The following is an 11,112-nucleotide window of genomic DNA, read 5'->3' as shown; positions in this document are numbered from 1 at the left end:
CCACCAGCACCCCCGCGACCAGCACGAGCCCGCCCAGGGCCTCCGCGGGCGCCGGACGCTCGCCCAGCAGCAGCCAGGCCGCGGCCATCGCGACCACCGGGGCGAGCAGCACCCAGGGCACCACCGCGGCGGACGGGTTGCGCGAGAGCAGCGAGTTGAAGATGCCGTAGCCCACGAGGGAGGCCAGCCCGGCGGTGTAGAGCGTCGAGACGGCTGCCTGCCACGTGAACCCCGCCAGGGCGGATGCGACCGCGTGCGGACCGTCGACCGCGAAGGACAGCGCCAGCAGGGGCACCGGCACCACGGTTGCCGACCAGACGGTGAGGGAGAGTCCGCCGGCGACCCCGGAGGCCCGGGACACGACGTTGCCGATGCCCCAGGAGAGCGCGCCCAGCAGGCACAGCGCCAGGGCGGCCCGGCTCACGTGTCCCCCACGCCCGAGTGCCACGACGACCAGCCCGGCCGAGCCGAGCAGGACGCCGGCGACCTGGGTCCGCGTCGGCCGCTCCCGGAGCGCCCCCGCGGCGATCACGACCGTGAAGATCACCTGCGCCTGCAGGACGAGTGCCGCCAGGCCCGGGGGCATCCCCGCGGCCATGGAGACGTAGAGGAAGCCGAACTGGCCCAGGGACATGAAGAGGCCGACCGCGGCCACCACCCGCCAGGGCGCCGACGGGCGTCGCACCAGGAGCGCGGAGGGGACGACGACCGCGGTGAAGCGGACGGCTGCGAAGAGGAGTGGCGGCACGCCGTGCATCCCCCAGTCGATGACGACGAAGTTGAACCCCCAGATCGTCGCCACGACAGCAGCCAGCATCGAGTCCCTGCGGTCCATGCCGCCCAGCGTGCCCGGCCACAATCATGCAGCACCAGCGAATGATGATGCACCGATCCATGTAGCATCGCTGCATGATCGACCTGCCCGCCCTGACCTCCCTCCGGGCCGTCGCCACCCACGGCTCGGTGGTGGCCGCCGCCGACGCCCTCGGCTTCACCCCTAGTGCGGTCTCGCAGCAGGTCAAGAGGCTGGAGCGGCAGACCGGGGTGCCCCTGCTCGAGCGGGTGGGCCGCGGGGTCATGCTCACCGGGCACGGCCGTCACCTCGTCGACGCCGGCTCACGGCTGCTCGCGGACCTCGAGGAGGTCGAGGCGGGGCTGCACCGGCAGGCCGGCGCGGTCGCGGGCCGGCTGCGGCTGACCGCCTTCTCCACGGCCATGCGCGGCATGGTGGCGCCCGTCGTACGCCGCCTGCGCGACGAGCACCCGGACCTGGCGCTCGCCCTCACGGAGCGGGAGCCGTGGGACACCGTCGACCTGGTCGCCTCCGGCCAGACCGACATCGGCGTGGCGCACAGCTGGGGCGACGTCCCGCTGGCGATCCCCGACCACCTGGCCACGACTCCCCTGGCGAGCGACGTCGCCGACGTCGTCGTGTCCCTGGACCACCCGCTCGCCACCCGGAGCCGGGTCAGCCCGCGCGACCTCGTCGACGAGGACTGGATCGCCACCCCCGAGGGCACGATCTGCCGCCAGTGGCTGACCCGCATGTACGACGGCACCGGGCGCCTCCCGCGGATCGCGCACACCTCGATGGAGTTCGACTCCCACCTCGCGCTGGTGCGCGCCGGCCTGGGCATCGCCCTGGTGCCGCGCCTGGGTCGTCAGCCGCTCGGCGACGAGCTGGTCGCCCTGCGCGCGCACGACCCGGTGCCCACCCGCGACATCGTCGCGGTCCACCGCCGCTCCATGACCGACTCGCCCGCGGTCAGCGCCGTGCTGGAGGCGCTGGCGGGCCAGGTCTCGACACGCCGGTCGCGCTAGAACAGCGCGGAGGCGAGGTTCTGCCGGCCGCGCAGCACCCGCGGGTCGTCGTTGCCGACAGCACCGAAGAGGCCGAGCAGGTGCTCCCGGGCCTGGTTGCGCTCGTCGCCCGAGCTGCGGCGCACGAGCTCGACGAGACGGTTGAACGCGTCGTCGACGTGGCCCCCGAGCATGTCGAGGTCGGCCACCATCGTCTGGGCGTCGACGTCGTCGGGGTTCGCAGCCGCGGCCTCGCGCGCCTTCTGGAGGTCGACGCCCTGGGTGCGCTGGAGCACCTTGGCCATCGCCAGACCGGCGGCGGCCTCGGCGTCGGCGGGGTTGGCGTCGACGAGCTTCTGGTACTCCGCGACGGCGCGGTCGATGTCCCCGTCTCCGAGCGCCTCCTGGGCGGCGGCGTACCTCGGGTCGACCTGCGGCTCCTCCCCCTCGTCGGTGGCCTCGACGGGCGCGCCCGCACGCGGCTGGTGGCGGCCGGTGATGCCCTGCGAGGTGAGTTGCTGCATGACCTGGGTCATGGCGGTGCGCAGCTCCTCGAGGGGCAGCGGGTCCTGCAGCAGCGGGGCCGGACGACCGTCGATGACGGCGACCACGAGCGGGATCGAGGGGATCTGCATCGCCTGCGCGATCGAGGGGGCGGCGTCGATGTCGACGAGGCCGGCGAGGAACCGGCCCTCGAACTCGTCGGCCACGGTCTGCAGGTCGTCGGCCAGCTGGCCGCTCTCGGGCATCCGGGTGCGGGAGTAGAACACGAGCACGACCGGCGCGGTCATCGAGGCCTCGATGGTCGCCTGGAAGTTCTCCTCGGTGATGTCCACGGAGTACGACGTCCCGCCTCCCGCCGATCCGGCAGGAGCCCCGGGGGCACCGGGGGCACCGGGGGCTCCTGAGGCCGGCGACGGCGCCGGCGCCGCCGGGCGCTTGAGGGCCGAGAGGTCGATCGCACCGGGACGGCTGAACGGCTGCTGCGTCATGGACCCAATCCTAGGGATCCCCCGGGGCGGGGACGCCAGTGCACCCGGGCTGGTCCGCAACCGCCTGTCGCGAGCCGCGTCGGCCTGCGACACTGGGGCCGGGAGGAGCAACGCCATGCTGCACGTCTCCCTGTTGGGAGAACGCACCGTCGTCGACGACGCGACCGGCGAGGTCCGGTCGAGGTCGTCTCGCACGTTGGCGCTCATCGCCTTCCTCGCCGCACGCGCCGGCAGCCCCCAGCCGCGAGCCCGGATCGCGGGCACGTTCTGGCCTTCCTCGCCCGAGCAGCAGGCGCTGACCAACCTGCGCCGCGAGCTCCACCAGCTGCGCCGGACGCTCGAGGACGACGACTCGCTCGAGGTGACCTCGACCGACCTGACCTGGCGGGACCGGGACACCTGCCGGGTCGACCTCCGGGTCTTCGAGCGGGCCAGGGAGGCCGCGCTGCACGCGACCCCGGACGACACCGCGACGATCCTCGAGCGGGGCGGCGAGGCGCTGGCTGCCTACCGAGGCGAGCTGCTCCCCGGCCTCTACGACGACTGGACCCTCGCGCGCCGCGACGAGCTCACGGCCGAGTGCGTGGAGGTGTGCGGCCTGGTCGCCGATGCGGCCCGGCGCGCGGGGCAGTGGACGGTCGCCCTCCAGGCAGCGCGTCGGCGCGTGGACCTCGCTCCCCTCGACGAGGTGGGCTACCGGGAGCTGATCCGGCTCCAGGCAGCGCGGGGAGATCGCGCCGGCGCCGTGAGCACCTACCACCACTGCGCCACGGTCCTGCAGCAGGAGCTGGGCATCGAGCCCGACCCCGCCACCCGCAGCCTCCTCGCGGACCTGGTGGACCGGCCCTCGACCCCGTCGGCGGCCCCACGCGCCGGCCCGGTGGTGGCATCGGTGGACTTCGTGGGCCGCCAGGAGGAGCTGGCCGGCCTCACCGCGACCATGGACAAGGCGTTCGCCGGTTCGGTCCGTGCGGCCCTGGTGGTCGGCGAGCCGGGCGTCGGCAAGAGCCGCCTCGTGGCGGAGGCCGCGCGCCTCGCCCGCCAGCACGACGCCACCGTGGCGGTCGCGCACTGCTACGGCGCGCCGGGCCGACTGGCTCTCGCCCCGGTGGCGGAGTGGCTCGCGCACCCGACCCTGGCGGCGGGGGTCGCCACGCTGCCAGCGGTGTGGCGTGCCGAGGTCGAGCGCCTCCTGCCGAGCACCGATGACGCGACCCGCCCCGACGGCTCCCGCGGGGTCGTGGACTCCTGGCAGCGCCATCGCTTCTTCCAGGGCCTCGCCCGCGCGCTGTGCAGCACCTCGCGGCCCGTCCTGCTGGTGCTCGAAAACCTCCAGTGGTGCGACGACGAGACGTTGGACTTCCTGTCCTTCCTGCTCACGTCCGAGGCGCGCGCCCCGCTGCTGGTCGCCCTCACGGGCCGCGCCGGCGAGCTGGGCGACGGTCGCGGCGACCACGGGGACTGGGTACGCCGCACCCGCGCGACGGGGCAGCTCTCGGAGATCGACCTCGCACCGTTCGAGCGCGCGGAGACCGGGCAGCTGGTCCGGCTCCTCACCGGCCGCGACGTCCCGGACGCGGTGGTGGAGGTCCTCGCCTCGGCCACTGGGGGCTTCCCGCTGTTCGTCGTCGAGGCCGCGCGGCACGGCGACGGCCTGGTCGCGGCCGACCACGCCCCGACGGACCTCGACACCGTCCTGCGGGGCCGCTTCGAGCAGCTCGGCCCGTCCTCGGGCCAGATCGTCGGGCTGGCCGCGGCGACCGGCCGCGACTTCGACCTCGACCTGCTCTGCGAGGCCTCCGACCTCGATCCCGACGAGGTGGTCCGGGCCGTCGACGAGCTGTGGCGCCTGCGCATCCTGCAGGAGCGCCGGGCCGGCTACGACTTCTCCCACGACCTGCTGCGCAGCACGGCGTACCAGATGGTCAGCCCGGCGGGCCGCTGGCTGCTGCACCGCCGCCTCGCCCAGGCGCTGGAGATCCTGTACGCCGGCCGGACCGACGAGGTGGCCGCCCAGCTGGCCGACCAGTACTCCCGGGCCCGCAACCCCGCGCGGGCGATCGAGCACTACCACCGGGCCGCCGAGGTGGCCTCCCGGGTCTTCGCGCACGCCGAGGCCATCCGGCTGCACCACGCGGCGCTGGTCCAGCTCGCCGAGCTGCCGCCCGGTGCCGACCGGGACCTGCGCGAGATCCGCACCCTCACCTCGATGTCCACGGCCCTCAACGCACACCGGGGCTACTCCGACCCCGAGCTCGCCGTCGCCTTGGAGCGCACCGTCTCGCTGGCCGAGCGGCTCTCCCAGCGCGCGGTCCTCATGGACGCCCTGGTCGGCCTGTGGACCTCGCGGTTCGTGCGCGGTGACGTGGTGCGCGCCCACGAGCTCGCCACCCGTGCGATCGAGCTCGCGGTCGTGACGCCGGACGCCGACCCCGCGCCGGGCACCGAGTCGCTGTCCGCCCAGGCCCACTTCGCCTTCGCCGGCTCCGCGCTCTCGCTGGGCATGCCGGCCGTGGCGGCCCGGCACTTCGAGCTGGTCTGCGAGCACTCGTCCGACGAGCAGTCGCTGAGCATCGGCAGCCACCCCACGATCCACGCCCGCGCCTGGTCGGCGCACGCGTACTGGCTCCTCGGGGACCCCACCCGGGCAGCGAGCTGCGCGTCCGAGGCGATCGACCGGGCCAGGGCCGCCGAGCACCCCTACAGCCTGGCGATCGCCCTGGGCTACGCCGCCGTCACCTGGCAGCTGCTCGGCGAGCCGGCATCGCTGGAGGCCGCCACCGCCGAGCTCGGACAGCTCAGCACCCGCCACGGGTTCGCCTACTACCCCGAGTGGGGCCGGGTGCTCAGCGGCTGGGTGAGGAACGACCCGACCGGCAACCTCCTGATGGAGCGCGGGATCGCCAACCTGCGGGAGGCCGGCGCCTTCGCCCGGATGCCGTACTGGCTGAGCCTGCTCGCCGAGCGGGTCGACCCCGAGCGGGCGCGGGCCATCCTCGACAGCGCGCTGGTCTCGGCCCGGGTGCGCGAGGACCGCTGGTGGCTGCCGGAGGTGATGCGCCAGCGGGCGGCCTGGTTCCTCACCGCCGAGGAGGCCACCGAGCACCTGGAGTCGGCGCTGGCCCTGGCGCAGGAGCAGGGCAGCGTCGCCCTGGCCGAACGCTGCCGCCACGACCTCGACCTCGCGCGAACGCCTGCCGAACGCCTGCCCTCCTAACGTCCGCAGGGACCGCTCGAGGGAGCGGCACTGACCTGGGAGGACACAGCATGACCACGACCGACACGGCGCTCGGCACCGCTGCGTACGTACGACGACCTGGCAGCCCTGCTGCGGGGCCGCTTGGTGACTCCGGACCACGCGGACTACGACGCGGTCCGGGCCGTCTACAACGGGATGATCGACAGGCGACCGGCAGCCATCGCGCAGTGCCGCGACGCCTTCGACGTCTCCAGCGCGATCAGGTTCGCGCGTCAGCACGGGCTGGAGATCGCGATCCGCGGCGGCGGTCACAACGCCGGCGGGCTGGGCGTCTGGGACGACGCGCTCGTCGTGGACCTGTCCCAGATGCACAGCGTGCGCGTCGACCCCGCCCGCGGCACGGTGCGGGTCGAAGGCGGCGCCACCTGGGCCGATGTCGACCATGCCACCGTGGGCTTCGGCCTGGCCACGCCGTGCGGCTTCCTCGCCTCCACGGGCGTCGGCGGCCTGGCCCTGGGCGGCGGGGTGGGCTACCTCACGCGCCGCTACGGCATGACCGTGGACAACCTGGTCGAGGCGGACGTCGTCCTCGCGGACGGGTCCCTGGTCACGGCGAGCGAGTCTGAGCACCCGGACCTCTACTGGGCCTTGCGAGGCGGGGGCGGCAACTTCGGCGCCGTCACGTCCTTCGAGTTCCGCTGCCACCCCGTCGGCGAGGAAGGCGTGATCATCGGCGGACCGGTGCTCTACGACCTGGCCGACACGGCCGAGGTGATGCGGTGGTACCGGGAGCTGCTCCCGACGCTGCCCGAGGAGCTGAGCGGCTGGATCGGCCTCCTCACGATCCCGCCGGCACCGCCGTTCCCCGAGGAGCTCTGGGGTCGCAAGGCCTGCGGCATCGTGTGGTGCTACACGGGGCCGCACGACCGGGCCGACGAGGCCCTCCAGGCCGTGCGCAGCTTCGGGAACCCGCTGCTGGTGGGTATCCAGCCGATGCCCTTCAACATCCTGCAGTCGGCGTTCGACGCGCTCTACCCAGCGGGGCTGCAGTGGTACTGGCGGACCGACGTGTTCGAGGAGATCAGCGACGAGTCGATCGCCGTTCACGAGCAGTACGGTGCGACCCTGCCGACCGGGCACTCGACCATGCACCTGTACCCCATCGACGGAGCAGCCGAGCGGGTGCCCGCCGACGCGACGGCGTTCCCGTTCCGGTCCGGCGGCTGGGTGGGCGTGATCGTCGGGGTCGACCCCGATCCGGCCAACGCCAACCTGATCTCGCAGTGGGCCAAGGACTACTGGACGGCCCTGCACCCCTCGTCGGCAGGCGGCGGCTACGTGAACATGATGATGGAGGAGGGCGACGACCGGATCCGGGCGGCGTACCAGGACAACTACCCGCGACTCGCAGGCGTGAAGCGGGCCTACGACCCGGACAACGCCTTCCACATCAACCAGAACATCAAGCCGGCCTGACGGCCGAGCGCTGACGAGACGCGGGCCGGTCGCTCCTGAGGGTGCTCAGAAGCGGGCCGGCTCGCGGTACTCGCCCCACTCGGCGCGGAGCGCGTCGCAGATCTCGCCCAGCGTGGCCTCGGCGCGCACCGCCTCGAGCATCGACTCGATCATGTTCTCGTCGGTGCGGGAGACCTCCACCATGCGCTGCACGGCCGCCTGAGCGGCGGCCTCGTCGCGCGCCTGACGGCGGCCGGCGAGCTCCCGGACCTGCTCGACCTCGACCTCGTGGGAGACGCGCAGGATCTCCAGGTCGTGCGTGACCGAGTCGGTGTGACAGTTGACTCCGACGATCCGCTTGTCGCCCTTCTCGAGCGCCACCTGGTACTGGAAGGCGGCCTCGGCGATCTCGCCCATGAACCAGCCCTCCTCGATGCGCGCGCAGCAGGCCACGCGTCATCGGCCACTCGGCGGCGTCCGCCTCGCCGGTCGAGGCGCGCATCTTCTCGGCCAGCTGCGCGGTGTCGGCGTGGGTGAGGGTGGAGCCGCCCATGGCCAGGATCTTGTCGAAGATCGCGTTGGCCTCTGCCTCGATGCGGTCGGTGAGCGCCTCGACGTACCAGGAGCCACCGAGCGGGTCGGCGACGTTGACGACGCCGGTCTCCTCCATGATCACCTGCTGGGTGCGCAGCGCGATCTCGGCGGCCTGCTCCGAGGGCAGCGCGAGGGTCTCGTCGAGGGCGTTGGTGTGCAGCGAGTTGGTGCCACCGAGCACCGCGGAGAGCGCCTCGATGCCGGTGCGCACGACGTTGTTGTAGGGCTGCTGCGCGGTGAGCGAGACGCCCGCGGTCTGGGTGTGGAACCGCAGCCACTGGGCCTTCTCGGACTTCGCGCCGTAGACGTCGCGCATCCAGCGGGCCCAGATCCGGCGGGCGGCGCGGAACTTCGCGATCTCCTCGAAGAAGTCCACGTGGGCGTCGAAGAAGAACGACAGGCCGGGCGCGAAGACGTCGACGTCCAGGCCGCGGGAGAGCCCCAGCTCGACGTACCCGAAGCCGTCGGCGAGGGTGAAGGCGAGCTCCTGCGCGGCCGTCGAGCCGGCCTCGCGGATGTGGTAGCCGGAGACCGAGAGCGGCTTGTACGCCGGGATCTCCTCGGCGCAGTACTCCATCAGGTCGCCGATCAGGCGCAGGTGCGGCTCGGGACCGAAGAGCCACTCCTTCTGTGCGATGTACTCCTTGAAGATGTCGGTCTGCAGGGTGCCGTTGAGCTTGCCCGTGTCGACCCCGGCCCGCTCGGCGGCGACGATCATCATGCAGAAGACCGGGACGGCCGGGCCGCTGATCGTCATCGAGGTGGTGACGTCACCGAGGTCGATGCCGTCGAAGAGCACCTCCATGTCGGCGGCGCTGTCGATCGCGACCCCGCAGTGGCCCACCTCGCCCAGCGACTTGGGGTCGTCGGAGTCGCGACCCATCAGCGTGGGCATGTCGAAGGCGACCGAGAGCCCGCCGCCGCCGCGACCGAGGATCATCTTGTAGCGCTCGTTGGTCTGCTGGGCGTTGCCGAAGCCGGCGAACTGGCGGATCGTCCAGGTGCGACCGCGGTAGCCGGTCGGGTACAGGCCGCGGGTGAAGGGGAACTCGCCGGGCCACTCGGACTCCTCGGTCCCGTACGCCGGCTCCACCTCCAGACCGCCCAGTGTCGTGAAGTCGACGTCTCGCACACGGGACTGCTCGTAGCGGGACTGCCAGCGGGAACGCGCGTCTTCGGCCATGGTCGAATAGTAGGACGCCCTACTAAATTTCGTGAAGTCACCGGACCCAGCGCACGAGCAGGCCGTCACGAACCTCCACCCTCGTGGGCGGCCTCGGGCGCGGGTGCGCACGAAGGTGCTCGAGCACCCTGAGGCGACCGGTCAGCCGCACCGGTCCGTCCGACCAGCGCACCTGCGGGTGCAGGAGCGGCCCGACCAGGTCCCACTCCCCCGCATCCATCGCCGCCCACGCCGCGGCCGCCGGCTCCGGCAGCTCCGGCAGGTCGTGCAGCATGCGTGGCACGCACATCCGCCACGCGTCGGTCACCAGCTCGCGCATCTCCACGGGGTCCAGCCGGTCGAGCCGCGCGCAGACCCACTGGTACCGGAGGTCGGCCGTCGGCGGCAGGAAGAACGTCTCGGGATCGGATGCGACCAGCCCGTCCCGCTCCGCGCGGGGGAAGCCGAAGCCCATCGACGTCTCGTCGGCCGAGAACGCCACGAACACGATCTGGCCCACCCGGAGCTTCCACCGCCCGCGGACCTGGACCTCGTAGGCCCGGGGCAGGGCCAGCCCGACGCGTCGTACGTCGTCGGCGGTGGCCATGTTCGTCTAGAAGTCGCCGGCTGCGTGCCGGACCGGGGCGAGCAGGCGGGAGAGCGTCGCGAGGTCGTCGTCGGAGAGTGCACCGAGCGCGAAGTCGGCGCCCACCAGGTCGCTGGTGGCGACCTCGACCAGTGCCCGGCCGGCGTCGGTGATCTCGGCGAGCACGGCCCGGCCGTCGTCGGGGTGCGGGCGTCGCGAGACCAGCCCGTCCGCCTCGAGGCGCCGGGCGATCGACGTGATCGACGTGGGGTGCACCTGGAGCCGCTCCCCCATCTTGCCCAGCGGCAGCGAGCCCCGCGAGGAGAAGACCAGCAGGACGAGGGCCTCGTAGCGGGCGAACGTCAGACCGTGCGGCCGCAGGATCGCGTCGAGGCGACCGATGACCAGCTGCTGCACCCGCATCAGCGACGTCACCGCATGCATCGCGGGCACGCCGTCCCAGCGCTCCCCCCACTGCCGGGCAGCCTCGTCGATCGGGTCGAAGGGCAGGCGCGACATGCGCGCACACTATCCGCCCGGCGGCGCGCAGCCCGCTAGTTGACCACCTTCGGGCCGCGCAGCCCGGACCGTTGCACGACCCGCTGGATGGCGAGGTCCCGCTGGTCGGGACGCCCGACGTACCGGATGTCACGCAGCCCCTGCTCCTGCGCGGCCGACTCGAAGACGAAGTGGCCGAAGCCCAGGATCCGCCCGTGCAGCGGCTTGACCACGGTGATGTCGAGGATGCGGTGGAGCGGCATCGTGGCGAGGGTCTGGGACAGCACGCCGTGGACGCGGAAGACGCGCATGTTGGTGATCACGAACCGGTCCTTGCGCTCCCGCGCGGTGCCCCACGCGGCGTGCGCGAAGACGCCGAGCGCGAGGACGAACACGACGGTCGACAGCTGCACGGGGACGACCGGGGTGAGCACCAGCAGCACCACGCCGAGCGCGGCCTCGAGGAGCGGGACGGTGTACGCCACCCAGTGGTGGTGCACCACGTCGACGATCACCTCGCCCTCGTCCCGGAGCAGGTGCCGCCCGATGTCCGGGTCGACCGGCCGGAGCAGCCTCATCTCAGCTCACGGAAGAACCGGATCAAGCCCGTGAACACGACCGTCAGGGCATCCCACACGCCTCCGGCCAGGTCCTTCGCCGACACGGCGAACCCGTGCGGGTCCTGGAACATCCAGAAGCCGAGGAACACCACCAGCAAGGCCAGGAAGACCTTCTTGCCGTTCATCCCGAGTTACTCCATCCACTACCCCGCGGACTGGTCCAGACGTGTCTAGCAGGACCCGTCGGCCCGTGGGGGCAGGCGCGC

The 11,112-nt window shown here is 72.8% G+C and carries 8 protein-coding genes and 2 pseudogenes; 3 read left to right on the top strand and 7 right to left on the bottom strand.

Annotated features, from left to right (window positions below; all coding sequences use genetic code 11):
• Positions 1 to 7: 7 nt before the first annotated feature.
• Positions 8 to 817 (bottom strand): annotated as a pseudogene (locus H0S67_RS08965) (EamA family transporter); the annotation flags it as partial.
• Positions 818 to 909: 92 nt separating this feature from the next.
• On the opposite strand from H0S67_RS08965, the gene H0S67_RS08960 reads away from it, so the two are divergent.
• Complete coding sequence (locus H0S67_RS08960) at positions 910 to 1,821, top strand: LysR family transcriptional regulator (RefSeq protein ID WP_180936309.1); 912 nt, start codon at positions 910 to 912, stop codon at positions 1,819 to 1,821.
• On the opposite strand, the gene H0S67_RS08955 is transcribed toward H0S67_RS08960, so the two are convergent.
• A complete protein-coding gene (locus H0S67_RS08955) occupies positions 1,818 to 2,792 on the bottom strand; it encodes a co-chaperone YbbN (RefSeq protein ID WP_180936308.1) in 975 nt (324 codons plus the stop codon). The genes H0S67_RS08960 and H0S67_RS08955 overlap by 4 nt on opposite strands.
• A gap of 115 nt (positions 2,793 to 2,907) precedes the next feature.
• Here H0S67_RS08955 and H0S67_RS08950 point away from each other — a divergent pair, with 115 nt between their 5' ends.
• A complete protein-coding gene (locus tag H0S67_RS08950) occupies positions 2,908 to 6,009 on the top strand; it encodes an ATP-binding protein (protein ID WP_180936307.1) in 3,102 nt (1,033 codons plus the stop codon).
• 126 nt (positions 6,010 to 6,135) lie between these two features.
• Entirely contained in the window at positions 6,136 to 7,467 is a 1,332-nt protein-coding gene (locus H0S67_RS08945) for an FAD-binding oxidoreductase (RefSeq protein ID WP_219635586.1), read from the top strand.
• A 546-nt stretch (positions 7,468 to 8,013) separates the two neighbouring features.
• Here H0S67_RS08945 and icmA read toward each other — a convergent pair.
• The 5 genes and pseudogenes from icmA to H0S67_RS08920 form a co-directional block, all read right to left on the bottom strand.
• Positions 8,014 to 9,223 (bottom strand): annotated as a pseudogene (gene icmA / locus H0S67_RS08940) (coenzyme B12-dependent isobutyryl-CoA mutase large subunit); the annotation flags it as partial.
• A gap of 37 nt (positions 9,224 to 9,260) precedes the next feature.
• A complete protein-coding gene (locus H0S67_RS26565; RefSeq protein ID WP_180936306.1) occupies positions 9,261 to 9,809 on the bottom strand; it encodes an MmcQ/YjbR family DNA-binding protein in 549 nt (182 codons plus the stop codon).
• A 6-nt stretch (positions 9,810 to 9,815) separates the two neighbouring features.
• Complete coding sequence (locus H0S67_RS08930) at positions 9,816 to 10,307, bottom strand: MarR family winged helix-turn-helix transcriptional regulator (RefSeq protein WP_180936305.1); 492 nt, start codon at positions 10,305 to 10,307, stop codon at positions 9,816 to 9,818.
• A gap of 35 nt (positions 10,308 to 10,342) precedes the next feature.
• Positions 10,343 to 10,864 carry a PH domain-containing protein gene (locus tag H0S67_RS08925; RefSeq protein WP_180936304.1) on the bottom strand — a complete coding sequence of 174 codons (522 nt, stop codon included), beginning with the start codon at positions 10,862 to 10,864 and terminating at the stop codon, positions 10,343 to 10,345.
• Positions 10,861 to 11,031 (bottom strand): hypothetical protein, encoded by a 171-nt coding sequence (locus H0S67_RS08920; RefSeq protein ID WP_180936303.1) that lies wholly within the window; start codon positions 11,029 to 11,031, stop codon positions 10,861 to 10,863. Before H0S67_RS08920 ends, H0S67_RS08925 begins: the two co-directional genes overlap by 4 nt.
• Between the last annotated feature and the right edge of the window lie 81 nt (positions 11,032 to 11,112).

Source organism: Nocardioides ungokensis, from assembly GCF_013466985.1.
Taxonomy (GTDB): domain Bacteria; phylum Actinomycetota; class Actinomycetes; order Propionibacteriales; family Nocardioidaceae; genus Nocardioides; species Nocardioides ungokensis.
The sequence above is the reverse complement of the archived record's forward strand: the minus strand, read 5'-3'. Positions and strand labels throughout refer to the sequence as shown.